Source organism: Paracoccus seriniphilus (assembly GCF_028553745.1).
In the GTDB taxonomy this organism is placed as follows: domain Bacteria; phylum Pseudomonadota; class Alphaproteobacteria; order Rhodobacterales; family Rhodobacteraceae; genus Paracoccus; species Paracoccus seriniphilus.
In genome coordinates this window covers 776129-800237 of sequence record NZ_CP067129.1, presented here as the reverse complement: position 1 = coordinate 800237, position 24109 = coordinate 776129, and the positions used below count along the sequence as shown (strand labels likewise).

Genomic DNA, 24109 nt, shown 5'->3' with positions numbered 1-24109 from the left:
CCTATTCTTCGCTTTCATCTTCGCTGAGGAACACGCGCGGATCAAAGCCCGGCCCCTTCGAGGCGGCAAATTCCTCGAGTTCCTCGACATCCTTGGGACGCGAGTCGGGAAGATAGACTTTGACATAATCGCCATGCGATTCGAACGTCGTCTCGACGCCATTGTCGAAGCCCAGCTTCTCACGCAGTTTCTGGGGAAGGACCAGCCGTCCCTCGCGGTCGATCTCCAGATCGACGGATTGCCCGTTCATCAACTGCTCCAGCCAGCGGCGCTTCTTGCTGCCCCGGGTCAATTTGTCGATCTGTTCGTCGATATCTTCGATCGCCTCGATGCTGTAAAGCTCGATCCAGTTCCACCAGTCGGGGCCATAGACGGCAACGACCTGGGTGCGACCGGTATTGGATGTCGCAAATGCGGGATCACAGGCATCAAAGACCTTCCGCAGCCGGGCGGGGACCGACATCCGGCCCTTTCCATCGACCTTTACGGTCTCTGTGCCTCTGAACTTTCGCGCCACGCCCGCCCGTCCTCACTGCCCCATCTTGTGCATCCGCCCAAAATGAGAAAGGCGGATTGGGCCGCTGCCACTGCCCAATCCGCCGCCCTCGTTCCCAAAACATGGGCCCCATTCGGGGTTTGCCGGCCCTGTCACGCGCCACCTGGGGGAGGTGCTGCTCGCACGCGCGGACCGACTATTTGGAAAACGGGTGCCTGCATGAAACCTGCGTCGCCACATGGGGTCTTGATGCCCCTTCACTGCCCGTCTTCGTGATCAAGTTGTGACATGGGAATTCATGGGAAGCAACGGATTTTTTCGGGAAAGCACCACAAGCCCCGGCCCGGAAACGACCTTACGCAAGGGAAAAAATTGTCCGGCCTATGGGTCGTCCGCTACAAATAGACGACCCTTACCAATGAACCCCTAAATATGGATAAGGTATTGAGTTGAGCGGAATCTGGCTCAGGAACTCGCCATTCCCGTTATCCGGCAGGCACATATGGTGGATATCCGGAGGTCCTCACAACGAATCACGGAAACGAGAGAGAAAACGGGCGCCGGTGCCATGCATTCCCAGCGGTGCCGGGAATTCCCAGATGCGCCCGTCGCACAGCCGATCAGGCCAGGCCGCCCTTGATCAGGCGGTCGGCCAGACGCGCATAGGCATCCGAGACATCGCCCTCACCCAGGGCAACCGGACGCCCCGCGTCCCCCGCCAGACGGATCTCGAGCTGCAGGGGAATTTCTCCCAGAAAGGGCAGATCCATTTTTCGCGCATCCTCGGCCACGCCGCCATGTCCGAACAGATGCGCCTCATGCCCGCACTTGGGACAGATATAGCTGGACATGTTTTCGACCAGCCCGAGAACCGGTGTTTTCAGCTTGTTGAACATGTCGATCGCGCGGCGCGCGTCCAGCAATGCGACATCCTGCGGGGTCGAGACGATGATCGCCCCGGTCACGGCGGCCTTCTGGCACAGGGACAATTGCACATCACCGGTGCCCGGAGGCAGGTCGATCAGCAGAATGTCCAGTTCACCCCAGTTCACCTGCTGCAGCAACTGCTGCAAGGCACCCATCAGCATCGGACCGCGCCAGACGACGGCCTCGCTTTCCTTCAGCATCAGGCCGATCGACATCATCGTGACGCCATGCGCCTTCAGCGGCTCGATCCGCTGCCCGTCCGGGCTGGCCGGGCGACCGGACACTCCCATCATGCGCGGCTGGGACGGCCCATAGATATCGGCGTCCAGCAATCCGACCTTTCGCCCGGCCCGCGCCAATGCCACGGCCAGATTCGAGGTCAGCGTCGATTTGCCGACACCACCCTTGCCCGACCCTATGGCGATAATGCTGCGCACCCCCGGCACCGGCTGCGGGCCAGCCTGCGCGGTCGGGTGCCGCCCGATCTTCAACGAGGGCGCATCCCCCCTGGCCGGTGCAGCGGGTTTGCCAGCGGGCGCCGTCATGACGATCTGCACATCATCAACGCCCTCCAGCGCCAGCAAGCGACGGCGCGCCTCGGCCTCGACCGGGGCCAGCGCCTTCGCCGCACCGGCATCGGCGACCTCAAGCACGAATCGCACCGTGCCGGACTCGAGGGTAAACGCCCGCAGGATATCTGCTGCGGCAAGGGTTTTGCCGTCCGGAAGCGCAATGTCAGAGATTTCCCCAAGGGCAACTTCACGTGTGACGGACATGTCATAATTCCTTCATGATCTTTCGTGGCACATCTTGCACAGGTCGGCCACCGGCAGCCACCCCCTGCAGCCACCGCAAGTCCTCCGCGCAGAAGAGGTCAAGATTTCAGCAGTTTCCGCTATGCAGCGTGACCGCTAACGGAAAAGCCTGATTGATCTTAAAGTGCAATTTCACCCCGTCGCCGCGAAAATGACCCGGACGAGCCATGCGATTGCTGCATGGCAGCATTACGAAACCATCCATTGTGCATTCGCAGCATTAGCGCCATCTTTAAACCAACGAAGCGCCGGGCCATCCGGGCCGGGCGCCAGACCGAAGAAGATGCAAGGAATAGAGCAATGACCGTATTCGCCCAAGCACAAAACGCATCGGCCGCAACCGGCCTGCGCGGACGTCTGTCGGCTGCGGTTCAGCGCTATCAGGAAAATCGCGCTCGCAACGCAGTCTATCGCCAGACCGTTCGCGAACTGAATGCGCTGACCACCCGTGATCTGAACGATCTGGGAATCAGCCGCTCGATGATCACCCGCCTGGCTCACGAAGCAGCCTGGGGTTCGTCGAAATAAGGAATTCGAATTCCCGCCCGACCTCCTCCCCGGGCAGGGATTGGCGACACTCTCCCCTCCTCCTCCCAGGAGAGTGTCGCCCCTAGATAGCGCCGGTCCCCTCTCCTCCTCCCTGGGAACGGCGTCAGGCGGTGGCCTCACTCCTCCTCCCAGAGGTCACCGCAAAAACATAGCCGCCCCATAACGCGGCAACCTGTTACGAACGGCTCACTCCTCCTCCCTCGGAGCCGATCGTTTGCGGCAAAGCCCTTCTCCTCCTCCCTGGGGCTGGCCGCACCCCATAGCCGCTCCGATTGCGGCAACCTGATGCTACGGACCTTCTCCTCCTCCCTTGGTCCGGCAGCATGCGACGTAGGCCTCTCCTCCTCCCTGGCCGGCGTCGCAGCCCATACGCGGCCCTCCCTCCTCCCTGGGCCAGCGTTGCGCGGCGGCACCCCTCCTCCTCCTCCCTGGGTGCCGCCGCAATCTCCCCTCGCTTCGCACATTCATTGCCCGCTGATCCTGCCAAGTTGTCAGCCGCCCCTTTCGCCCTTCGCGGTTCAGGGGTAAGGCAAGGTGATGCTCAGTTATCAACACGCCTATCACGCCGGAAATCTGGCCGATCTGCACAAGCACGCCCTGCTTGCGACAGCGCTGGCCTATATGACCCGCAAGGACAAGCCGCTCAGCTATATCGAGACCCATGCCGGGCGCGGCCTCTATCACCTCGATTCCGCCGAATCGCTGAAAACGGGTGAGGCAAGGGCAGGCATCCAGCGCGCAGCCGCCAATGGCTGGCTGCCCAAGGACCACCCGCTGCTGACCGCCCTGCAAGAGGTCCGGCGCATGCATGGCGATACCGCCTATGCGGGCTCTCCTTTGATCGCGGCGCAGATCCTGCGTCCGACCGATCGCGCAATCCTGGCCGAGATGCACCCCAATGAGTTCGCCCATCTGGAACAGTTGTCATGGTTTGCGACGCTGTATCACCAGGACGGGTTCGAGATGGCGCATGCCGTCTGCCCGCCGACACCGCGACGCGGCTTTCTGCTGATCGACCCCAGCTACGAGGTCAAATCGGAATATGACACCATCCCGCGCCGCATCGGCCAGATCGCGCGCAAATGGAACGTGGGGGTCATTGCGCTGTGGTATCCGATCCTGACCGACAACCGGCACGACGCGATGCTGCAGGCGCTGATGCAGGCACATCCCCAGGCCCTGCGGTCAGAGGTTCGATTTCCTCCGGCCCGTGCGGGACATTCGATGGTCGGTTCAGGGATGTGGATCCTGAACGCCCCCTATGGGCTGGACGGCGAAGCACAGCAGCTTCAGGCAATCTTTCGCAAGAACTGCTAGCGCGGGTTTCCCCTGACCGGTCTGCTGTGGCATCATGGCGCAACAACAACGAATGGTTCAGGGCATGACACAGCGCCTTTCGATCAGCGCGACCGTTTTCTTTGTACTGGCGCTTATCCTTGGTCTTTATTTTGCCTTTGCCGCGGTGCAGGGCCCTTCGGGCATTCTGCGCAGAATCCAGATCGAAGCCGAAACCGCCGAATTGTCGCAAGAACGTGACCAGCTGCGCAACGAGGTGGAGCAGATGCAGAATCTGACTCATCGCCTGTCGGATGATTACCTTGACCTTGACCTGCTGGATGAGCGCGCACGCGAGGTTCTGGGCCTGCTGCGGCCGGATGAGATCATCCTGCGCTGACCCTGAAACAAGGGGCCCAAACGCGCGCCATTGCACCCCTCGAAGCGATGGTTTACGGATAGTTTAACGCTGAACTACTCCGTAGCATCCAGGAGGAATGCCCGCATGGCCAGGAAACCCGCAGGCGGCACGGCAGCGCCGTCCAATACGTCAAAGGACGAACTGCTGAAATTTTATCGCGACATGTTGTTGATCCGGCGCTTTGAAGAAAAGGCCGGACAGCTTTACGGCATGGGGCTGATCGGTGGCTTCTGTCACCTGTATATCGGTCAGGAAGCCGTCGTCGTCGGGCTGGAAGCAGCCGCAAAGGAAGGTGACAAACGTATCACCTCCTATCGTGACCACGGCCATATGCTGGCCTGCGGCATGGACCCGCGCGGTGTCATGGCCGAACTGACCGGCCGCGAGGGTGGTTATTCCAAGGGCAAGGGCGGCAGCATGCATATGTTCAGCCGCGAAAAGCACTTCTATGGCGGGCATGGCATCGTTGCCGCGCAGGTTCCGCTGGGGGCCGGGCTGGCCTTTGCCGACAAATACCTGGGCAATGACAATGTGACCTTCACCTATTTCGGTGATGGCGCGGCGAACCAGGGTCAGGTCTACGAATCCTACAACATGGCCGAACTCTGGGATCTGCCGGTCGTTTTCGTGATCGAAAACAACCAATACGCCATGGGCACCTCGGTGAAGCGTTCGACCAAATCGACCAGCCTCTTCGGCCGCGGCGAAGCATTCGGCATTCCCGGCGAACAGGTCGACGGCATGGATGTCCTGGCAGTGAAGGCCGCAGGCGAAAAGGCGGTCGCGCATTGTCGTGCGGGCAAGGGCCCCTACATCCTTGAAGTGATGACCTATCGCTATCGCGGCCATTCGATGTCCGACCCGGCGAAATACCGGACCCGCGAAGAGGTTCAGAAGATGCGCGACGAGCGTGACTCGATCGAACATGTGCGCGACCTGCTGCTGCAGGGCAAACATGCCACCGAGGACGAGTTGAAAGCCGTCGACAAGGAAATCAAGGACATCGTCAATGATTCCGCCGAGTTCGCCAAGGAAAGCCCGGAACCGGCGCTGGATCAGCTGTGGACCGACATTTACGCCAGCGAGCTGCCGCAGGGCAGCGCCAAAGAAAACGCCTGAGGGAGAGTGATCTAGAATGGCAACCGAAATTCTGATGCCCGCCCTGTCGCCGACCATGGAAGAAGGCACATTGGCCAAATGGCTGGTCAAGGAAGGCGATGACGTGAAATCCGGCGACATTCTTGCCGAAATCGAAACCGACAAGGCCACGATGGAATTCGAAGCCGTCGATGAAGGCAAGATCGGCAAGCTGCTGGTCGCCGAGGGCACGCAGGGTGTTGCCGTCAACACGCCCATCGCCGTGCTGATCGAGGAAGGCGAAAGCGCCGACGACATCCAGAGCTCGGCCCCGGCGGCCCAACCCGCAGAAGCCAGGGCGGAAGACGCCCCCGCGGCCGCGGCCGCCCCCGAAGCTCCGGCTCCGGATCGCAGCCCGGACTGGCCCGAAGGCACCCCGATGAAGACCATGACCGTGCGCGAAGCGCTGCGCGAGGCCATGGAAGAAGAGATGACCCGCGACGATACGGTCTTCCTGATGGGCGAGGAAGTCGGCGAATATCAGGGCGCCTACAAGATCAGCCAGGGCCTGCTGGACAAATTCGGTCCGCGTCGGGTGGTCGACACGCCCATCAGCGAAATCGGCTTTACCGGCATCGGCACCGGTGCCGCGCTGGCCGGTCTGCGCCCGATCGTCGAGTTCATGACCTTCAACTTTGCCATGCAGGCAATTGACCATATCATCAACTCGGCCGCCAAGACCCTGTATATGTCGGGTGGGCAGATGGGTTGTTCCATCGTGTTCCGCGGCCCCAATGGCGCCGCCGCACGTGTGGGTGCCCAGCACAGCCAGGATTACGCGGCATGGTATGCCCAGATCCCCGGCCTGAAGGTGGTCATGCCCTATAGCGCCGCAGATGCCAAAGGTCTGCTGAAACAGGCGATTCGCGATCCCAACCCGGTGATCTTCCTTGAAAACGAGATTCTCTATGGCCGCAGCTTCGAAGTGCCGGACATGGATGATTTCACCATCCCCTTCGGCAAGGCGCGGATTGCGCGCTCGGGCAGCGATGTGACGATTGTCAGCTTCGGCATTGGCATGACCCATGCGCTGGAGGCAGCGGACAAGCTGGCCGAAGACGGGATCGAGGCCGAGGTGGTCGATCTGCGGACCCTGCGTCCGCTGGATTATGACACCATTCTGGAGTCGGTGAAAAAGACCAATCGTTGTGTCACCGTCGAGGAAGGCTTCCCGGTCGCGTCGATCGGCAACCATATCTCGGCGCATGTCATGGAAAACGCCTTCGACTATCTGGATGCCCCGGTGATCAACTGCACCGGCAAGGACGTGCCCATGCCCTATGCCGCCAATCTGGAAAAACACGCACTGCTGAACGCCGATGAGGTCGTCGAAGCGGTGAAAAAAGTCACCTATAAATAAGGGGATATGCGAGATGCCAACAGAAATCCTGATGCCCGCGCTGTCTCCGACGATGGAAGAAGGCACCCTGGCCAAATGGCTGGTCAAGGAAGGCGACGAGGTCAAGTCCGGCGATATTCTGGCCGAGATCGAAACCGACAAGGCGACGATGGAATTCGAAGCCGTTGACGAAGGCAAGATCGGCAAGCTGCTGGTCGAGGAAGGCAGCGCCGGCGTGAAGGTCAACACGCCCATCGCGGTTCTTCTGGAAGAGGGCGAAAGCGTCGACGATATCGCCAAGGCCCCCGCGCCAAAGGCCGAAGCTCCCAAGGCTGAAGCCGAGGCCCCCGAAACCGCCACAGCCGCGCCAGCCAAGGCCCCTGCCGCACCGGTATCGGCCTCGGGGCAGCGTGTCTTTGCTTCGCCTCTGGCGCGTCGCATTGCGGCTGACAAGGGCATCGATCTGACCGCCATCAAGGGCTCGGGCCCGCATGGCCGGATCGTCAAGGCGGATGTCGAGGGAGCGCAGCCCGGCGCAGCCCCCGCCCCCGGGGCCGAGACCGCTGCATCTGCCACCACCGCCGCACCCGCCGCGCCCAAGCCGCCTTCGGCCGATGCAATCGCCAGGATCTATGCCGATCGCGAAACCGAAGAGGTTCAGCTGGACGGGATGCGCCGCACCATCGCGCAGCGTCTGGGCGAGGCCAAGCAGACCATCCCGCATTTCTATCTGCGTCGTTCGGCCAAGCTGGACGAGCTGATGAAATTCCGTGCCACGCTGAACCAGCAGCTGGAATCGCGCGGCGTCAAGCTGAGCGTCAACGATTTCATCATCAAGGCCTGCGCATTGGCCCTGCAGCAGGTGCCCGACGCCAATGCCGTCTGGGCCGGTGACCGGATCATCAAGCTGAAGCCTTCGGATGTGGCGGTTGCCGTCGCTGTCGAAGGCGGCCTGTTCACGCCGGTTCTGAAAGATGCCGAGATCAAGACATTGTCCTCGCTGTCGGCAGAAATGAAGGATCTGGCAGGTCGGGCCAAGTCCAGGAAGCTGGCCCCGCATGAATATCAGGGCGGCAGCTTCGCGATCTCGAATCTGGGCATGTTCGGCATCGAGAACTTCGATGCGGTCATCAATCCGCCCCATGGCGCCATTCTGGCCGTGGGTGCCGGGATCAAGACCCCCGTGGTCGAAGGCGACGAAGTCGTCATCCGCAATGTCATGTCCATGACGCTGTCGGTCGATCACCGGGTGATCGACGGGGCGCTGGGGGCACAACTGCTGGAAGCCATCGTCACGAACCTGGAAAATCCGGTCGCCATGCTGGCCTGACCGGACCGACCGACAGAAACGGGAAAAGGGGGCCTTGACGCCCCCTTTTTCATGCCTGTCAGCACGGTCTATTGCGCCGGGATATCGCGCGCCTTGTTCAGCCCAATTCGCTTGCCAAGCCAGCCAAAGACACCGCCCTGCGCGCCATGCACCATCGAAAACAGCGATGGCACGAACAGCAGTGACAGCACGGTAGACAGGATCAGCCCCCCGATCACCGCAATGGCCATGGGGGCGCGGAACTCGCCCCCCTCGCCCGTTGCCATGGCCGAGGGAATCATGCCCGCGCTCATCGCGATGGTTGTCATCACGATGGGGCGCGCCCGCTTGTGCACGGCATCAAGGATCGCCTCGCGCTTCGGTGTGCCCTCGGCCATCGAGGTCAGGGCAAATTCGACCAGCATGATCGAGTTCTTGGTCACGATCCCCATCAGCATCAGAAAGCCGATGACAACAGCCATGCTGATCGAATTGCCGGTGATGAACAACGCAAGGATCGCCCCGCCAATCGCCAGGGGCAGCGACAGAAGAATCGTGATCGGGGTGACAAAGTTATGAAAGAGCAACACCAGCACGACATAGACCAGCATCACGCCGGCCCCCATCGCAGTCCCGAAGGCCGCGAAGACCTCGCCCATGATTTCAGCGTCACCCGCCGCCTGAATGCGCGTACCCGGCGGCATCTCGATCTCATCCTGCAATTGCGTGACCTGCGCACTGACCGGCCCCAGCAAGGCTCCGTCGGCCAGATTTGCGCTGACGCTGGTCTGATACTGGCGATCATAGCGCCCGATCTCGGTGGCGCCGGCCGACAGCCTGACCTCGGCGACCGTCCCCAGCGGGATCTGGCCCGCCGAACTGGGCACCCGCAGGTTCTGCACCTGCATCAGATCGGTCCGCGCGGCCTCGTTCAGCCGCACGACAATGGGCAGCTGTTCGTCGCCGGTATTGAATTTGGCCAGATTTGCCTCGGTATCGCCCAGCGTGGCAATCCGCAGGGTCGTGGCCATGGCGCTGGCGCTGACGCCCAGTTGTGCAGCCACATCGGAACGTGGATAGATCTGGATTTCTGGCCGCTGCAGGCTGGCCGAAGAGGTCACGCCCTCCAGCGTCGGCAAGCGCGACATCCTTGTGGCCAGACGCTCGGCCGCAAGGGCAGCGCCTTCGTCCGTTTCGCCCAAAACGCTGATTGACAGGTCATTCTGGCCGTTCTCATTCTGGAAATTGATCCGCATATCGGGCGTCAGGGACAGCCGCTCCTTCAGCTCAGCCTCCAGCGCGAATTGCGATCGGTCGCGGGTTTCCTTCTTGCCGTAATTGATCATCACCCGCGCGGTGGTGACATCGACGCCATCGCCATAGGCAAAGACCGATTTGACCTCGGGCGTATGCGCGATCTCTTGCGTCAAACGGCGGGTTGCATCCTGGGTTTCCGAAATCGTCGAACCGGGTGGCAATTCCACCTCGATCTGGCTGCGCCCGACGTCCGAGGCCGGAATGAACTCAGTCGGCAGCAGGGTCGCCGAATAGATCGAACCCGCGAAGATCCCCAGCCCCGCCAGCAGGGTCAGCCCGCGATGGCGCAGCGTCCAGCGGCACAACGCCATCAAACGGGCCATCACAAAGCCGTCTTCGGGCGTTTCCGCATGGGCGGTACCGCGCATGAAATAGGCGGCCAGCATGGGCGTGATGATCCGCGCGACCAGCAGCGAAAACAGCACGGACACGGCGACCGTCAGCCCGAATTGCTTGAAATACTGTCCCGGAATCCCGCCCATGAAGCTGACCGGCGCAAATACCGCGACAATCGAGAAGCTGATCGCGATGACCGTCAGACCGATTTCATTGGCAGCCTCTTCGCTGGCCTCATAGGGGGGAACCCCCATGCCGATATGGCGGACGATATTCTCGATTTCCACGATGGCATCATCGACAAGGATGCCGGTAACCAGCGTGATACCCAGCAGGCTGATGCCATTCAAAGTAAAGCCCAGCCAGTGCATCACGAAAAAGGTCGGAATGATCGACAGGGGCAACGCCACCGCCGCGATCAGCGTGGCCCGCCAGTTGCGCAGGAACAGAAAGACCACCACCACGGCCAGCGCCGCACCTTCATAAAGGGTCTCCATCGCGCTGTGATAGCTGGCGGCGGTATAGGTCGTGCTGTCGTCAATCAACGTGATGCGGGTATTGGGATATTCCTGACGCAGTTCTTCCAGACGCTTCTTGGTTGCATCCCCGGCGGCCAGATCGGATTCACCCGAGCCGCGATAGACCCCGAAGGCCACCACCGGCTGCGCATCCAGCAGGGCAAAGGTGCGTTCGTCACTGGCACCATCGACGACGGTTCCCAACTGGTCCAGACGGATGGTCCGGCCGGTGCCAATCGCAATCGGCGTGGCGGCCAGTTGCTCGACCGTATCGGCCGAGCCAAGGGTGCGGATCGAATATTCGGTCCCGGCCAGATCGCCACGACCCCCACCCATGTCGATATTCTTGTTGCGCAACTGACCCGAAACATCCGCTGCGGTCAGGCCATGCGCCAGAAGCCGGTCGGGGTCCAGATCAACCTTGATCTGACGCTCGGCCCCGCCAATGCGCGAGGTTCTGGCCACGCCGGGCACATTGGACAATTCACGCCCGATCACGTCATCGACGAATTTCGACAGGCCCTCGATGCTTTGTGTCGGATCGCTGACGGCATAGGTCAGGATCGGAAAACCGGTCACATCGACGCGTTGCACGATGGGCTCGTTGATGCTTTCAGGCAGCTCGGCCCGCACATTCGACACCGCGTCCTTGACGTCATTCACCGCCCGGTCGCTGTCGGTTTCCAGTTCGAATTCGATGGTGATGCTGGCGCTGCTGTCCGTGGCGGTCGAGGTCATGTGACGCACCCCGGTAACCGAGGCAATGCTGTCCTCGACCGGCTGCACGACCTGGCTGATCAGTTCCGAAGGTGCCGCGCCGGGCTGCGAGATGCTGACGCTGACAATCGGCAGGTCGATATTGGGCATGGCCGTGACCGGCAGGCGGCCAAAGCTGAACAGCCCGACCACAAGCAGCACCATGAACAGGGCAATCGGTGGAACGGGATGCCTGATCGACCAGGTGGACATGTTCATGGGTTGGTCGCCTCTGCCGCGGCACTGGCGGTTTCCCGTCCGCCCCCGGTCGGGCCATCGCTGTCCCGCATCATGCCCGGATCGACCGTGTGAACCTGGTCTCCATCGCGAAAGAAGGCCCCCGAACGCGCGACCACCTGTTCGCCCTCGGCAAGACCTTCAAGGATTTCCCGCCGGCCCTGCCACAGAAGCCCCGCCCTGACCGGTCGGGTTTCAATCCGCCCGTCTGCCACGACCTGCACCCGCTCACCCGTGGCATCGGCCAGCACCGCCGTCGCGGGCACGGTGATCGCCTCGCGACGGTCGGTGGTGACCCAGCCGCTGGCGAATAATCCGCTGCGCAATTCGGCCTTGTCCTTCAGGGAAATGCGCATAAGCCCCAGCCGCGTGACCGGATCGACCGAGGCCGGCACCAGGCGCACCGCGCCTTCGACATTGCCAAGCCCGGCAATCTCGACATCGACGGGATCGCCCTGCGACAGTTTGGGCAAGGCCGTTTCGATGACCTCGGCCTCCAGTTCGATCTCTCCGTCCGCGATCAGGGTGAACAGGGGCGCCGCCGATCCCCCCGACAAGGCCCCCAGTTCGGCATTGCGCGCCACGACCAGCCCCGCAACCGGCGCCTTGATATCGGCATATTCCAGGTTGAGCCGCGCGATGCGACGAGCCGCATTCGCCTCTGCCAAAGCCGCCTGCGCCACGGCCAGACCATCCGAGGCCGAAGCCGCACTGGCGCGGGCGTTGGCCTCGGTCGCCACGGCCTGATCCAATGCAGCCTGAGATGTATTGCCGCTTTGCCGCAATCGGCGCGCGCGTTCCAGCGCAGTCACAGCCTGCGTCAGAGACGCTTCGGCGCTGTCGATATTGCTTCGCGCCTGCCCCACCCCGGCCAGGGCGCGCTGATATTCGGCCTCGGCCTGGGCGAGTTGGGCAGACAGCGTATCATTGGACAGGCGCGCCAGAACCTGCCCCTGTTCGACACGATCCCCGGTTTCGGCAAGGATCTCGGTGATTTCGAAGCCCGTCACCTTGGGGAAGACCTGGACTTCCTGGCGCGCCACCAGGCTGCCTGACACGGGAACGCGGGCCAGCATTTCGGCGCGGATTGCGGGGGCAACCGTGACCATGGGTGCCGCGCGCTCGATTTCAGGCAGACGCACGTCTTCTGCCTGCGCGGAGACAGAGAGCATGGCCATGGCCATCAGGCTGAAGAAAACGCGTTGCATGGCCCTGTGTCCCGATCCTGAGTGCCGACGAGGCGAACCGGACAAGCCGCGTCCAGTCCTGAACCCCTGTGGTCACCCTTTTAGTCTATTCCGTCTTGCCATGCAGTTAAACCACATGCGCCCGCGGCCCCGGCTACACGAATTCGCCAGTTCGCGGTCAGAAGGTGATCTCGACGCCGGGCAAATTCAGTTCGGCGACCAGATCGCGCAGCTCTTGCCGCGCAGCAATATTGGACATCGACAGTTGTTCGGTGCCGATATCCTTCAGATCCAGCAGGGTCAAACCGCGCGGAAACAGCTCGCGGAAAATGACCCGCTCGGAAAAGCCCGGAGCCACGCGAAAGCCGATCCGCTTGGACAGATCGGTCAGCGCACGGCCCACCTTGCGCTTGTTGTGCATGGCCTGCGTGCCCAGACGGTTGCGCAGCACCAGCCAGTCGATCGGCCCGGCCCCGGCCTCGGCACGCATCTGCCGTGCCGCCCAGACCATTTCGGCATAAATGGACGGCCCCTGGATCCGGCCCTCGGGGGACATCCGCGCCAGCAGGTCGAAATCGACGAAACTGTCATTCAACGGCGTCAGCAGCGTATCGGCCACGGTATGCGCCATCTGGCTGAGCCGCGTATGCGATCCGGGACAATCCAGCAGGATGAAATCACAGGTCTTTTCAAGCTGGGTCAGTGCCGGGGTCAGCGGATCAGACCCCTCGCCCATGCTGCCCAGCACCGGCATGGGCAGATCGATCTTCTTGCGTTCGGCATAGGCCGCACGATTTTCCAGATAGCGACCAAAACTGCGCTGTCGCACGTCCAGATCCAGCCCCCCGACACGATGGCCCATACGCGCCAGCGCGGTTGCCACATGCATCGAGGTCGTAGACTTGCCCGAACCACCCTTTTCGTTGCCCACAACGATGATATGCGCCACCGAATACCTCGTTCCCGCCTGTTGTCTGGCGGACCCTAACGAGTGCGTGAGCCGATGGAAAGTGGCGCGATGCAAAGGGTTTGCCGGCTGTGTCCGCTTTGCCTTCAGGCGGGGTCATCATCCTTCAGCAACAGGATCAGCGCCGCCAGCGTTGCAAACACGCCGGGCAGGACCGCCAACCCCGGTCCGCCCTGACCAAGGGCAACCTCCAGCAGGATCACCCAGACCGGCGTCAGATAGGTATAGGCCATCACCTTTGCCGCTGGCAGACGCAGCGTCGCATATTGCACCAGCACGAATGACACCGCGCTGGCACAGACCGCCAGATAGACCAGCGCCACCCAGACGATGCCCGGCAGGGCCGCCCAGTCGGTTGCCCGCAGGGGCTGCCAGCCCCAGACGATCAGGATCACCGCACCGGCGATCAACGTGCCAAGGGTAAAGACCAGCGGGCTTTCACCCCGGTTCAGCCGTCGCACCAGCGGCGTATAGAAGGCATGAGCCATGCAGCCCACCAGATAGATCGCCTCTCCGCGACCGAACTCCAGCCGCGCCATCGCAGCCAGGTCGCCGCGAAAGATCACCCAAAGCGCGCCGGCACCGCCCAGCATCAGGGCAGATGCCATGCGCAGGGTCATTCTCTGGCGCATCAGCATCCAGCCAAAGCCGGCCGCCATCAGCGGAGTCAACGTGAAGACCGCGCTGGCCGAAACCGGTGGCGCGGTCTTCAGACCCTCGAACATCAGTACGAAATAGATGGCAAAGACGCCGCCCAGAAGCAGATAGCGCCAGGGCGCACGAAAGGCACGGGCAGGAATGCCGCCGCTGGCCAGGGCCACACCTGCAATGACACCCGCAGCCAGCGCAAAGCGCAGCGCGGTCAGCGCCGTCGGATCGATCAGATTGGCCGCCCGCGCGCCCAGCGAGAACGACCCCGCCACCAATGCCGAAAACAGCAGCATGGCCGCATGTCCCGACAGGGCCTCACGCCGCGCCCTGCCATCGGCAACCGAGGTTCGTATCGCAATACCTTGCGTCGGCGCATTACGGGTCATGGCCCTGGCGTCACGTTCTTCCCAGCATGTAGAATTCATCGTTGGGACGAATATCCCCCGCATTCACCAGGCGGTTGGACATGCCGAAAAAGGCCGCGATCGCCCCGATGTCCCAGATTTCGTCCGCCGAGAACCCGTGGTCACGCAACACGTCATGGTCGGCTTCCTCGATATCCTGCGCATCCAGCGCAACCTTTTCGGCATAGGCCAGCATCGCTTTCTGGCGCGGGGTAAGATCGGCCTTGCGCCAGTTGACCGAGACCTGATCGGCAATCAGCGGGTTCCTGGCCCGGATCCGCAGAATGGCCCCATGTGCGACAACGCAATACTGACAGCGGTTCAGCCCGCTGGTCGCCACCACGATCATCTCGCGCTCGGCCTTGCTGAGCCCGTCGTCCTTGTCCATCAGCGCGTCGTGATAGGCAAAGAAGGCCCGGAACTCGGCGGGGCGATGGGCCAGCGCCAGAAAGATGTTCGGAATAAAGCCGGATTTCTCTTCCACCTTGCGCATGGCTTGCTGCATGTCTTCGGGCAGGCTGGCAAATTCCGGAATGTAAAAACGGCTGATCGGGGGCAGTTTGGCTGTCATCATGGGTCCTCCTGCCGCGCATCTTGGCCCAGAGGATTGCCGGGGAAAAGCACCAAGGCGCCGCAACAGTCAGATATCGCGCAAAACCGCCAGCGCGGCCTGAACCTTCGGCGAGCGATGCAGATCGACATGCGTCACCAGCCACAGCCGCGATTCCCATTCCGGCAGGCACATCACCTCGACCAGTCCCCCGGCATTTGATGGCGGGACGCTGCCGATCGCAAGACCTGCGCGAATGACCGCCTCGCGGGCCTGGGGATCATTGCTGACCATGAGGAAATTCGCGGCAGGCACGCGCGCAACCAGCCAGCGCATGACCGGTGCCAGCGGTCCGTCAGGCGGCGGCACGACGAAACTGTGACCCAGCAGATCCTCGACCGGACCGAAACGGTCCAGATAGGATTGCGTCGCATAAAGGGCCTGTCGCGAGACGATCATTTCGCGAACAACGTAATCGGGCTGGGTCGGGCGCGCGCCGGCCCGAATCGCCAGTTGAGCCTCGCCCGCATCCAGACGGAACAGCCGCGAATCGGTCATGTAGCGCAGGCGCAAACCGGCATGCTGCAGCAGCAGGGGCATCAGGCGCGGCATCACCAACGGCGCCAGTTCCGGCAGTGAGGTCACGACCAGCTCGCCCTCGATCCGGTCACCTGCCCCCGAGATCCGCGAAGCCATCTGGCCGAAATGTTCGTCCACCTCAGTGGCCGTCTGCAACAAGGTCCGCCCGGCATCGGTCAGCGTGTAACCGCGCGGATGCCGTTGGAACAGCCGCGCGCCCAGATGCTGCTCCAGCGCGTCGATGCGGCGGATCACGGTCGCATGATGCACGCCCAGAACATGCGCCGCGCCGCTGACAGTGCCTTGCCGTGCAACAGCCAGCGCCACGCGGATATCATCCCAGCTTTCAATCAAATTGTGCGCTCCTGCACAGATGCTGCGCGATTATCTCTGTTTCGTTCGTTCATGCAAAGCACTATCCAATCCTCAACAGACAATCCAATGAGGTTTAGCCATGAATATCCTGCATCTCGACAGCGCCATTACCGGTGATGCCTCGGTTTCGCGCAAACTGACGGCCGAGGCGGTGGCAAAGCTGACCGCAGCACATCCCGACGCCAGGATCACCTATCGCGACCTGAACATGGGCGTTCCGGCGATCGACACAGAATGGTTCCACGCGGTGCGCATGACGCCCGAAAACCCCAGCCCGAAACAGCTTGAGCTGATCGCCACCTCGGATGCCTATCTCAAGGAGGTGCAGGATGCGGATGTGCTGGTGATCGGCCTGCCGGTCTACAACTTCAACCTGCCTGCCCAGTTGAAGAACTGGCTGGACCAGATCGCCCGCGCCGGGATCAGCTTCCGCTATACCGCCGAGGGACCGGAAGGCCTGCTGAAAGGCAAGCGCGCCATCATCGCCTATGCTGCGGCCGGAACGCCGATGGGATCGGAGATGGACCATGCCTCGAAGTATCTGCGTCACATGCTGGGATTCCTGGGGATCACCGATGTGACCTTCATTCCCGCCGATGGACTGGCACTGGATCGTGACGCGGCCATGACCCGCGCCCAGCAGGCGCTGGAAGAATTGGCTGCATAAACGGCACGAAAAGGATATGGACGGCTCTCGTTGACTCGGGGGCCGTTTTTTCGTATCAGCCAATCGAATTCCCGGAAGGATGTCCCTTCCGGTCCCCGACATGCGCGGGGATCGCCCTCCGTCAGCGCGTTGCGCCCACGGGGGCAGTACCGTTTTGGACCGCAGGAGGCCGTGGCTCATGTTCGAGAACCTATCCGACCGGTTGGGCGGCGTCTTCGACCGGCTGACCAAGCAAGGCGCGCTGTCCGAGGACGACGTTACCGCCGCCATGCGCGAAGTGCGCATCGCCCTGCTGGAGGCCGATGTCTCTTTGCCGGTGGCGCGCAATTTTGTCAAAGCCGTCACGTCGAAAGCGACCGGCGCTTCGGTCACGAAATCGGTGACCCCCGGCCAGCAGGTCGTCAAGATCGTCCATGACGAGTTGATCAAGGTGCTGCAGGGCGAAGATGCCCCCGAAGCCCTGCGGATCGACAACCCGCCCGCCCCGATCCTGATGGTCGGCCTGCAGGGTTCGGGCAAGACGACCACCACCGCGAAGCTGGCCAAACGCCTGACCGAGCGCGAGAAAAAACGCGTGCTGATGGCCTCTCTGGACACCAACCGTCCCGCTGCCATGGAGCAGCTGGCCATTCTGGGCCAGCAGATCGGCGTCGATACGCTGCCGATCGTGCCGGGCGAGAACGCCGTGCAGATTGCCAAACGCGCCAAGCAGCAGGCCAGCCTTGGCGGCTATGACGTCTATATGCTGGACACCGCCGGACGGCTGCACATCGATCAGGTGCTGATGGATGAGGTTCAGGCCGTCCGCGATGTCGCCAATCCGCGTGAAACCCTGCTGGTGGTCGATGGGCTGACCGGTCAGGACGCCGTGAATGTCGCCACCGAATTCGACGGCAAGGTCGGCGTGACCGGCGTTGTGCTGACCCGGATGGATGGTGACGGGCGTGGCGGTGCGGCCCTGTCGATGCGCGCCGTGACCGGCAAGCCGATCCGCTTCGTCGGCCTTGGCGAGAAGATGGACGCGCTGGAGGGCTTTGACGCGCAGCGAATCGCTGGCCGTATCCTTGGCATGGGCGATATCGTCTCGCTGGTCGAAAAGGCCCAGGAAGTGCTGGAGGTCGAACAGGCCGAACGCATGATGAAGCGCTTTCAGAAAGGTCTGTTCAACATGAACGACCTGAAGGGTCAGCTGGAACAGATGCAGAAGATGGGCGGCATGCAATCCATCATGGGCATGATGCCCGGCATGCAGAAAATGGCCAAACAGGCCGAGGCCGCGGGCATGGATGACAATGCCATCCGTCGCCAGATCGCCCTGATCAATTCGATGACCAAGAAAGAGCGCGCCAATCCCGCGATTCTGCAGGCCAGCCGCAAGAAGCGGATCGCCAAGGGTGCCGGCATGGAAGTGGCCGAGCTGAACCGTCTGCTGAAGATGCAGAAGCAGATGGCCGACACGATGAAGAAGCTGGGCAAGATGGGCAAGGGTGGCATGCTGAAACAGGCCATGCGCGCCATGACCGGCAAGGGCGGCGGCCTGCCCGACATGGAGAACATGGACCCGGCGAAAATGGCCGAGGCCACCAAGCTGCTGCAGGACCCCAAGGGGCTGGGCGGCGATCTGTCCAAGGCTGGTCTGCCCGGCGGGCTCTCGGGCCTGTTCGGCAAGAAGTGATCCGCCCCGGATGATCCAGCTGTCCCCCACCCCGGTCCTGACGACGCAGCGCCTGACGCTGCGGGCGCCGGTCGCAAGCGACTGGCCGCATTGGCGCGCCTTCATGGCAAGCGAGCGTGCGCAGTTCGTCGGTGGTGGCCCCGAAGTGAAGGCATCGCAAGGCTGGCGTGCCTTCGGTCATGTCATCGGGCATTGGGTCCTGCGGGGCTGGGGAATGTTCGTCTTTACACGCCGGGATGAGGACAGGCCGCTTGGCATGACCGGCCCCTGGTTCCCCGAAGGCTGGCCCGAGCGTGAAATCGGCTGGTCGCTCTGGGACGAAACCGCACAGGGCAAGGGCTATGCCTTCGAGGCGGCACAGGCCGCGCGCAAACATGCCTATGACGTTCTGGGCTGGAACGGCGCCGTCAGCTATGTCGCGCCGGACAACAGCCGTTCGATCGCCCTGGCCGAAAGGCTGGGCGCAGAGCGTGACGATTCGGCGGCAACACCCGAATTCGACGCGCCCTGCCTTGTTTATCGCCATCCCGCCCCGGCCGGATGCCAAGGAGACCGTGCATGACCGACCCCGTGACCCGTGCGGCCGAACTGCTGAGAGAACATCGTGACAGCATTGACCGGCTGGACGCGATCCTTGTCTACACGCTGGCCGAAAGGTTCAAGCACACCCAATCCGTTGGCCGCCTCAAGGCCGACCACGACCTTCCTCCGTCCGATCCTGCCCGCGAGGCGCAACAGATCGAGCGGCTGGAACGCCTCGCGCGCGAGGCCGATCTGGACCCGGAATTCGCGCGCAAATTCCTGAACTTCGTGATCGCCGAAGTCATCCGGCATCACGAGCAATACCAAACATAGGATGCGCCTGTCGCATCGTATTCCCGCCATTTCAAAGGAGAAAATCAAATGGCTATGAAAATCCGTCTGGCCCGTGGCGGCTCGAAAAAGCGCCCTCATTACGCCATCGTAGCCTCGGACTCGCGCATGCCGCGCGATGGTCGCTTTCTGGAAAAGCTGGGCACCTATAACCCGCTGCTGCCCAAAGACAGCGAAGATCGCGTCAAGATGGACATCGAGCGCGTGCAGTACTGGCTGAGCCAGGGCGCACAGCCCACCGACCGCGTTGCACGTTTCCTGGAAGCCGCTGGCGTCAAGGAAAAGGCCGAGCGCAAGAACATGAAAAAGGCCGAACCGGGCGAAAAAGCCAAGAAGCGTGCCGAAGAGAAAGCCGAAAAAGCTGCTGCTTCTGCCGAGGATGCCGCTGCGGAATAAGCGGTTTGTCGGGCCCGGATTTCCGGGCCCGATCCCGTCTGTGACCCATGCTGCGTCTGTTTCGTTTCTGCGTGATGATGCTTCTGGCCTTTGTCGGGGGAATCATGTTTGAACGCGCCCATCAGCGCGACCTGTGCGAAGATTCAGGTGGCGACTGGATGGGCGTCGGCATTTGCGGGGTAAGGTGAACCATGTCCGATAAGATCTGTGTCGGCGCCATTGCCGGAGCCTTCGGGGTTCGTGGCGAGGTCCGCCTGAAGAGTTTTTGCAGCGAGCCGCGCGATATCGCCAGATACGGCCCGCTGACCACCGAGGACGGCAAGCGCAGCTTCGAGGTCAGGCTGACCCGACCGGTGACCGGCGGTCTGGGCGCGCGACTGTCAGGCGTGGCCACCCGCGAAGATGCCGAGGCCCTGAAGGGCGTGACGCTCTGGGCACCCCGCGCGGCGCTGCCCTCTCTGCCTGATGATGAATTCTACCATGCCGATCTGATCGGCCTTGATGTCTATGACACCGGCGGCTTGTTGCTGGGCCGGGTGCGGGCGATCTTTGATCACGGCGCGGGCGATATCCTGGAAGTCGTGGGCAAGGAGGTGCTCTTGCTGCCTTTCACCCGCGCTGTCGTCCCCACGGTCGACCTGAGCGCCCGCCGGATCATCGCCGATCCGCCAGGGACAGACGAATGAGCGACACCCCAAAATCGCACGGACGGCTGAGTGTCAAACCCAGTCTGCGCCCGCGCGCCCTGATGGAGGAACCCCGGATCCGCGATGCCTGGACCGCCAGCATCGTGACACTGTTCCCCGAGGCCTTCCCCGGCATTCTGGGCCTGTCGCTGACAGGGCGGGCCCTGCAGCAGGGGCTCTGGAACCTGCACACGGTACCGCTGCGCGATTTCGGAGTCGGAAAGCACCGCAATGTCGATGATACGCCCGCGGGCGGCGGGGCCGGCATGGTGATTCGTGCCGATGTCATGGATGCCGCCCTGCGCGAAGCACGCCGCCTGACAACGGGCCCGGTGATCTATATGTCCCCGCGCGGTCGCCCCCTGACGCAGGCCCGTGCCCGCGCGCTGGCCGAAGGCCCTGGCGTGACGCTGATCTGCGGCCGTTTCGAGGGCGTCGATCAGCGCGTTCTGGATGCCCATGATGTCGAGGAAATCAGCATCGGCGATTATGTCCTGACCGGGGGAGAGATCGCCGCTCAGGTCTTGATCGACGCGACGGTTCGCCTTATACCGCGCGTGCTGGGGAATCAGAACTCTCTGGCCGAGGAATCCTTTTCCGTCGGCAATAGGGGTTTGCTGGAAGCCCCTCAGTACACGAAGCCAGCCCTGTGGGAAGGCCGCGAGATCCCGGATGTACTGCTTTCGGGGCATCACGCGGCCATTGCTGCTTGGAGGGAACGTGAGGCCGAAAGGCTGACCAAGGAACGCCGCCCCGACCTGTGGCGGGCATATGCAGACGATCCGCATATGGACCCGGCAAAGGACCGACAGCTCTCGGGCGCATCAGACCAATCGCGGAATCACCGCGAGCATGACAAGGAACCCAAGCGATGAACCTGATCGCAGAACTCGAAGCCGAGCAGATTGCCTCGCTCGGCAAGGACATCCCGGATTTCAAGGCTGGCGACACCGTTCGCGTCGGCTACAAAGTGACCGAGGGCTCGCGGACGCGGGTGCAGAACTACGAAGGCGTCTGCATCTCGCGCAAAGGCGGCCAGGGCATTGGCGCCAGCTTCACCGTGCGCAAGATCAGCTTTGGCGAAGGCGTGGAACGTGTGTTCCCGCTGTACTCGACCAATGTTGAATCGATCACGGTCGTTCGTCGCGGTAAAGTTCGGCGCGCCAAGCTGTACTATCTGCGTGATCGTCGCGGCAAATCCGCACGTATCGCCGAAAAGACCAACTACCGTCCCAAAACCGACGCGAAAGCCTGAGGAAGGTTGTCAGAATGAAAAAAGATATCCATCCCGACTATCACATGATCGAAGTCAAAATGACCGACGGGACGGTCTACCAGACGCGTTCGACCTGGGGCGCCGAAGGCGACTCCATGACGCTGGACATCGATCCTACCGTGCACCCTGCATGGACCGGCGGTTCGGCCCGCCTGATGGACGCCGGCGGCCGCGTTTCGAAGTTCAAATCGAAATACGCAGGCCTGGGCTTCTGATCTGCCCGCCAATCACGAACGACGAAACGCCGCCCCTTCGGGCGGCGTTTTTCATGTTGCGGCAGCGGCGTGACCGGCCGTGCAACGGTCAGGCGGCAGCCGAGCCCGGCTCGACCAGAGCAACGATATCCATCATGATCCGGTTCAGCTGGAAATCCTTGGGCGTATAGACCCGCGTCACCCCCATCTCCAGCAGACGCTCTGCGTCTTCATCGGGGATGATCCCCCCCACGACCACCGGAACATGGCTCAACCCGGCCGCGCGCATCCGCTGCATCAGATCCTCGATCAGTGGCAGATGGCTGCCCGACAGGATCGACAGCCCGACCACATGGGCATCCTCTTCCTGTGCCCGGGCCACGATCTGCTCGGGCGTCAGGCGAATCCCTTCATAGGTGATGTCCATGCCGCAGTCGCGGGCCCGGAAGGCGATCTGTTCCGCGCCATTGGAATGACCGTCCAGACCGGGCTTGCCGACCACGAATTTCAACCGCCGCCCCAGGCGGGTGCTGACCGCATCGACAGCATCGCGGATCTCTTCCAGTCCTTCCGTCCGATTCGAGGGACTGGCGGCTACGCCGGTCGGACCGCGATATTCGCCATGCACCTGCCGCATCACGCCTGCCCATTCGCCGGTCGTGGCACCGGCCTTTGCGGCCGCGATCGAGGCGGGCATGACGTTGCGTCCCTCTTGCGCCGCAAGGCGCAACGCGGCGAGGGCGGCCTCGACGGCCCCCTCGTCGCGATCCGCCTTCCATGCTTGCAACCGCCTGATCTGTTCCTGCTCGACCGCCGGATCCACGACCATGATGCCGCCATCTCCAGCGGTCAGGGGAGAGGGCTCGCCCTGCTCCCAGCGGTTGACACCGACCACCACCGTTTCGTTCGCCTCGATCCGGTTGAGCCGCTCGGCATTGGCCTCGACCAGCCGCGACTTCATGTAGTCGATGGCCGAGATCGCGCCACCCATCTCGTCCAGCAGGCGCAATTCATCGCGCGCACCCTGCTTCAGATCTTCGACCTTGGCGGCGATGACGGGATTGCCGTCGAACAGATCGCCAAACTCCAGAAGATCGGTTTCATAGGCCAGAATCTGCTGCATGCGCAGCGACCATTGCTGGTCCCATGGCCGCGGCAGGCCCAATGCCTCGTTCCAGGCAGGCAACTGCACCGCACGGGCGCGGGCATTCCTGGACAGGGTCACCGCCAGCATCTCCAGCAGGATGCGATAGACATTGTTTTCAGGCTGCTGCTCGGTCAGGCCAAGGCTGTTGACCTGCACACCATAGCGGAACCGGCGGAATTTCGGTTCTTCGATGCCATAGCGTTCGCGGGTGATCTCATCCCAAAGCTCGGTGAAGGCGCGCATCTTGCACATCTCGGTCACGAAACGGATGCCGGCATTCACGAAAAAACTGATTCGTCCGACCATGGCCGGGAAATTCTCTTCCGGCACCTTGGTCTTCAGATCATCCAGAACGGCAATCGCGGTGGCCAGCGCATAGGCCAGCTCTTGCTGCGGCGTCGCCCCGGCCTCTTGCAGGTGATAGGAACAGACATTCATCGGGTTCCATTTCGGCAGATGCTCACGCGTATAGGCCGCCACATCGGTGATCATCGCCAGGCTGGGCTTGGGTGGGCATATATAGGTGCCGCGCGACAGATATTCCTTGATCAGATCGTTCTGAACCGTGCCCTGCAGCTTGCGCGTATCGGCACCCTGCTCTTGCGCGACGGCAATATACAACGACAACAGCCAGGGCGCGGTCGCATTGATGGTCATCGAGGTGTTCATCTGCTCCAGCGGAATCTGATCGAACAGGGTCCGCATATCGCCCAGATGGCAGACCGGCACACCGACCTTGCCGACCTCGCCCCGTGCCAGAACATGATCGCTGTCATAGCCGGTCTGGGTCGGCAGATCGAAGGCCACCGACAGTCCGGTCTGTCCCTTTTGCAGGTTGCTCCGATACAGGGCGTTGGACTTTTCGGCCGTCGAATGACCGGCGTAGGTCCGGAACAGCCAGGGCTTGTCTTTCTCGGCCATTTTATCCTCGCAACAAAATATCGGTTGAGAGATCGTTACAGAAACAAAACTACCCAGTCAATTCGCCGCGTTGCGGCATTATGCAAATCAATGCGACATAAAATTACCCTATATGGACATTATTGGTTG

25 protein-coding genes are annotated in these 24109 nt (G+C 62.3%); 16 read left to right on the top strand and 9 right to left on the bottom strand.

The window, feature by feature from the left end; translation table 11 throughout:
• Position 1: 1 nt before the first annotated feature.
• Positions 2–517: a division/cell wall cluster transcriptional repressor MraZ gene (locus JHW44_RS03925; protein WP_089344947.1), complete on the bottom strand. Its 516-nt coding sequence runs from the start codon at positions 515–517 to the stop codon at positions 2–4.
• A 599-nt stretch (positions 518–1116) separates the two neighbouring features.
• Complete coding sequence (locus tag JHW44_RS03920) at positions 1117–2199, bottom strand: Mrp/NBP35 family ATP-binding protein (RefSeq protein ID WP_089344946.1); 1083 nt, start codon at positions 2197–2199, stop codon at positions 1117–1119.
• A gap of 339 nt (positions 2200–2538) precedes the next feature.
• Here JHW44_RS03920 and JHW44_RS03915 point away from each other — a divergent pair, with 339 nt between their 5' ends.
• The 6 genes from JHW44_RS03915 to JHW44_RS03890 all read left to right on the top strand — a co-directional run bounded on the left by JHW44_RS03915 (position 2539) and on the right by JHW44_RS03890 (position 8289).
• A complete protein-coding gene (locus JHW44_RS03915; protein ID WP_089344945.1) occupies positions 2539–2766 on the top strand; it encodes a DUF1127 domain-containing protein in 228 nt (75 codons plus the stop codon).
• Positions 2767–3324: 558 nt separating this feature from the next.
• On the top strand, positions 3325–4104 hold the full coding sequence (locus tag JHW44_RS03910; RefSeq protein ID WP_089344943.1) for a 23S rRNA (adenine(2030)-N(6))-methyltransferase RlmJ: 780 nt from the start codon (positions 3325–3327) through the stop codon (positions 4102–4104).
• A 64-nt stretch (positions 4105–4168) separates the two neighbouring features.
• Positions 4169–4462: an FtsB family cell division protein gene (locus JHW44_RS03905; RefSeq protein WP_089345009.1), complete on the top strand. Its 294-nt coding sequence runs from the start codon at positions 4169–4171 to the stop codon at positions 4460–4462.
• Positions 4463–4567: 105 nt separating this feature from the next.
• Positions 4568–5602 (top strand): pyruvate dehydrogenase (acetyl-transferring) E1 component subunit alpha, encoded by a 1035-nt coding sequence (gene pdhA / locus JHW44_RS03900; protein WP_089344942.1) that lies wholly within the window; start codon positions 4568–4570, stop codon positions 5600–5602.
• 16 nt (positions 5603–5618) lie between these two features.
• The gene (locus JHW44_RS03895; protein ID WP_089344941.1) at positions 5619–6980 is read left to right on the top strand and encodes a pyruvate dehydrogenase complex E1 component subunit beta; all 1362 of its coding nucleotides are present in this window, start codon (positions 5619–5621) and stop codon (positions 6978–6980) included.
• A 13-nt stretch (positions 6981–6993) separates the two neighbouring features.
• Positions 6994–8289, top strand: coding sequence for a pyruvate dehydrogenase complex dihydrolipoamide acetyltransferase (locus tag JHW44_RS03890; protein ID WP_089344940.1), 1296 nt, complete (start codon positions 6994–6996; stop codon positions 8287–8289).
• Between the two features lie 68 nt (positions 8290–8357).
• Here the strand turns inward: JHW44_RS03890 and JHW44_RS03885 are convergent, their stop codons facing one another.
• The 6 genes from JHW44_RS03885 to JHW44_RS03860 all read right to left on the bottom strand — a co-directional run bounded on the left by JHW44_RS03885 (position 8358) and on the right by JHW44_RS03860 (position 16124).
• Positions 8358–11414, bottom strand: coding sequence for an efflux RND transporter permease subunit (locus JHW44_RS03885; protein ID WP_089344939.1), 3057 nt, complete (start codon positions 11412–11414; stop codon positions 8358–8360).
• Positions 11411–12640, bottom strand: coding sequence for an efflux RND transporter periplasmic adaptor subunit (locus JHW44_RS03880; RefSeq protein ID WP_245847231.1), 1230 nt, complete (start codon positions 12638–12640; stop codon positions 11411–11413). The genes JHW44_RS03885 and JHW44_RS03880 overlap by 4 nt, the downstream gene beginning before the upstream one ends.
• 157 nt (positions 12641–12797) lie before the next feature.
• Positions 12798–13568 (bottom strand): division plane positioning ATPase MipZ, encoded by a 771-nt coding sequence (locus tag JHW44_RS03875; RefSeq protein ID WP_089344938.1) that lies wholly within the window; start codon positions 13566–13568, stop codon positions 12798–12800.
• Positions 13569–13672: 104 nt separating this feature from the next.
• Positions 13673–14623, bottom strand: coding sequence for a DMT family transporter (locus tag JHW44_RS03870; RefSeq protein ID WP_179217748.1), 951 nt, complete (start codon positions 14621–14623; stop codon positions 13673–13675).
• Positions 14624–14633: 10 nt separating this feature from the next.
• Positions 14634–15212, bottom strand: a complete 579-nt coding sequence (locus tag JHW44_RS03865) for a peroxidase-related enzyme (protein ID WP_089345006.1) — start codon at positions 15210–15212, stop codon at positions 14634–14636.
• A 69-nt stretch (positions 15213–15281) separates the two neighbouring features.
• On the bottom strand, positions 15282–16124 hold the full coding sequence (locus tag JHW44_RS03860; RefSeq protein ID WP_336385713.1) for a LysR family transcriptional regulator: 843 nt from the start codon (positions 16122–16124) through the stop codon (positions 15282–15284).
• 100 nt (positions 16125–16224) lie between these two features.
• Between JHW44_RS03860 and JHW44_RS03855 the strand changes: the two genes are divergently transcribed.
• From JHW44_RS03855 to rpmE, 10 genes are all read left to right on the top strand, one after another.
• Complete coding sequence (locus JHW44_RS03855; protein ID WP_089344937.1) at positions 16225–16812, top strand: FMN-dependent NADH-azoreductase; 588 nt, start codon at positions 16225–16227, stop codon at positions 16810–16812.
• A 178-nt stretch (positions 16813–16990) separates the two neighbouring features.
• A complete protein-coding gene (ffh, locus tag JHW44_RS03850) occupies positions 16991–18487 on the top strand; it encodes a signal recognition particle protein (protein ID WP_089344936.1) in 1497 nt (498 codons plus the stop codon).
• Positions 18488–18497: 10 nt separating this feature from the next.
• Positions 18498–19049, top strand: a complete 552-nt coding sequence (locus JHW44_RS03845; RefSeq protein WP_089344935.1) for a GNAT family N-acetyltransferase — start codon at positions 18498–18500, stop codon at positions 19047–19049.
• On the top strand, positions 19046–19342 hold the full coding sequence (locus tag JHW44_RS03840; protein ID WP_089344934.1) for a chorismate mutase: 297 nt from the start codon (positions 19046–19048) through the stop codon (positions 19340–19342). Before JHW44_RS03845 ends, JHW44_RS03840 begins: the two co-directional genes overlap by 4 nt.
• Before the next feature lie 48 nt (positions 19343–19390).
• Positions 19391–19756, top strand: a complete 366-nt coding sequence (gene rpsP / locus JHW44_RS03835; RefSeq protein WP_089344933.1) for a 30S ribosomal protein S16 — start codon at positions 19391–19393, stop codon at positions 19754–19756.
• A 47-nt stretch (positions 19757–19803) separates the two neighbouring features.
• A complete protein-coding gene (locus JHW44_RS03830; protein ID WP_179217747.1) occupies positions 19804–19944 on the top strand; it encodes a hypothetical protein in 141 nt (46 codons plus the stop codon).
• Between the two features lie 3 nt (positions 19945–19947).
• On the top strand, positions 19948–20442 hold the full coding sequence (rimM, locus tag JHW44_RS03825) for a ribosome maturation factor RimM (protein WP_089344932.1): 495 nt from the start codon (positions 19948–19950) through the stop codon (positions 20440–20442).
• Entirely contained in the window at positions 20439–21317 is an 879-nt protein-coding gene (gene trmD / locus JHW44_RS03820) for a tRNA (guanosine(37)-N1)-methyltransferase TrmD (RefSeq protein ID WP_089344931.1), read from the top strand. The genes rimM and trmD overlap by 4 nt, the downstream gene beginning before the upstream one ends.
• Positions 21314–21697 carry a 50S ribosomal protein L19 gene (rplS, locus tag JHW44_RS03815; protein WP_089344930.1) on the top strand — a complete coding sequence of 128 codons (384 nt, stop codon included), beginning with the start codon at positions 21314–21316 and terminating at the stop codon, positions 21695–21697. The genes trmD and rplS overlap by 4 nt, the downstream gene beginning before the upstream one ends.
• A 14-nt stretch (positions 21698–21711) precedes the next feature.
• Entirely contained in the window at positions 21712–21933 is a 222-nt protein-coding gene (gene rpmE / locus JHW44_RS03810; protein WP_089344929.1) for a 50S ribosomal protein L31, read from the top strand.
• A gap of 88 nt (positions 21934–22021) precedes the next feature.
• Here the strand turns inward: rpmE and JHW44_RS03805 are convergent, their stop codons facing one another.
• Complete coding sequence (locus tag JHW44_RS03805) at positions 22022–23980, bottom strand: protein meaA (RefSeq protein ID WP_089344928.1); 1959 nt, start codon at positions 23978–23980, stop codon at positions 22022–22024.
• Between the last annotated feature and the right edge of the window lie 129 nt (positions 23981–24109).

What these genes read in the sequence shown, in the direction of transcription:
- JHW44_RS03920 (WP_089344946.1), bottom strand. Translation starts at nt 2,199, where the DNA reads ATGTCCGTCACACGTGAAGTTGCCCTTGGGGAAATCTCTGACATTGCG.
- JHW44_RS03915 (WP_089344945.1), top strand. Translation starts at nt 2,539, where the DNA reads ATGACCGTATTCGCCCAAGCACAAAACGCATCGGCCGCAACCGGCCTG.
- JHW44_RS03910 (WP_089344943.1), top strand. Translation starts at nt 3,325, where the DNA reads ATGCTCAGTTATCAACACGCCTATCACGCCGGAAATCTGGCCGATCTG.
- JHW44_RS03905 (WP_089345009.1), top strand. Translation starts at nt 4,169, where the DNA reads ATGACACAGCGCCTTTCGATCAGCGCGACCGTTTTCTTTGTACTGGCG.
- pdhA (WP_089344942.1), top strand. Translation starts at nt 4,568, where the DNA reads ATGGCCAGGAAACCCGCAGGCGGCACGGCAGCGCCGTCCAATACGTCA.
- JHW44_RS03895 (WP_089344941.1), top strand. Translation starts at nt 5,619, where the DNA reads ATGGCAACCGAAATTCTGATGCCCGCCCTGTCGCCGACCATGGAAGAA.
- JHW44_RS03890 (WP_089344940.1), top strand. Translation starts at nt 6,994, where the DNA reads ATGCCAACAGAAATCCTGATGCCCGCGCTGTCTCCGACGATGGAAGAA.
- JHW44_RS03885 (WP_089344939.1), bottom strand. Translation starts at nt 11,414, where the DNA reads ATGAACATGTCCACCTGGTCGATCAGGCATCCCGTTCCACCGATTGCC.
- JHW44_RS03880 (WP_245847231.1), bottom strand. Translation starts at nt 12,640, where the DNA reads ATGCAACGCGTTTTCTTCAGCCTGATGGCCATGGCCATGCTCTCTGTC.
- JHW44_RS03870 (WP_179217748.1), bottom strand. Translation starts at nt 14,623, where the DNA reads ATGACCCGTAATGCGCCGACGCAAGGTATTGCGATACGAACCTCGGTT.
- JHW44_RS03865 (WP_089345006.1), bottom strand. Translation starts at nt 15,212, where the DNA reads ATGACAGCCAAACTGCCCCCGATCAGCCGTTTTTACATTCCGGAATTT.
- JHW44_RS03855 (WP_089344937.1), top strand. Translation starts at nt 16,225, where the DNA reads ATGAATATCCTGCATCTCGACAGCGCCATTACCGGTGATGCCTCGGTT.
- ffh (WP_089344936.1), top strand. Translation starts at nt 16,991, where the DNA reads ATGTTCGAGAACCTATCCGACCGGTTGGGCGGCGTCTTCGACCGGCTG.
- JHW44_RS03845 (WP_089344935.1), top strand. Translation starts at nt 18,498, where the DNA reads ATGATCCAGCTGTCCCCCACCCCGGTCCTGACGACGCAGCGCCTGACG.
- JHW44_RS03840 (WP_089344934.1), top strand. Translation starts at nt 19,046, where the DNA reads ATGACCGACCCCGTGACCCGTGCGGCCGAACTGCTGAGAGAACATCGT.
- rpsP (WP_089344933.1), top strand. Translation starts at nt 19,391, where the DNA reads ATGGCTATGAAAATCCGTCTGGCCCGTGGCGGCTCGAAAAAGCGCCCT.
- JHW44_RS03830 (WP_179217747.1), top strand. Translation starts at nt 19,804, where the DNA reads ATGCTGCGTCTGTTTCGTTTCTGCGTGATGATGCTTCTGGCCTTTGTC.
- rimM (WP_089344932.1), top strand. Translation starts at nt 19,948, where the DNA reads ATGTCCGATAAGATCTGTGTCGGCGCCATTGCCGGAGCCTTCGGGGTT.
- trmD (WP_089344931.1), top strand. Translation starts at nt 20,439, where the DNA reads ATGAGCGACACCCCAAAATCGCACGGACGGCTGAGTGTCAAACCCAGT.
- rplS (WP_089344930.1), top strand. Translation starts at nt 21,314, where the DNA reads ATGAACCTGATCGCAGAACTCGAAGCCGAGCAGATTGCCTCGCTCGGC.
- rpmE (WP_089344929.1), top strand. Translation starts at nt 21,712, where the DNA reads ATGAAAAAAGATATCCATCCCGACTATCACATGATCGAAGTCAAAATG.
- JHW44_RS03805 (WP_089344928.1), bottom strand. Translation starts at nt 23,980, where the DNA reads ATGGCCGAGAAAGACAAGCCCTGGCTGTTCCGGACCTACGCCGGTCAT.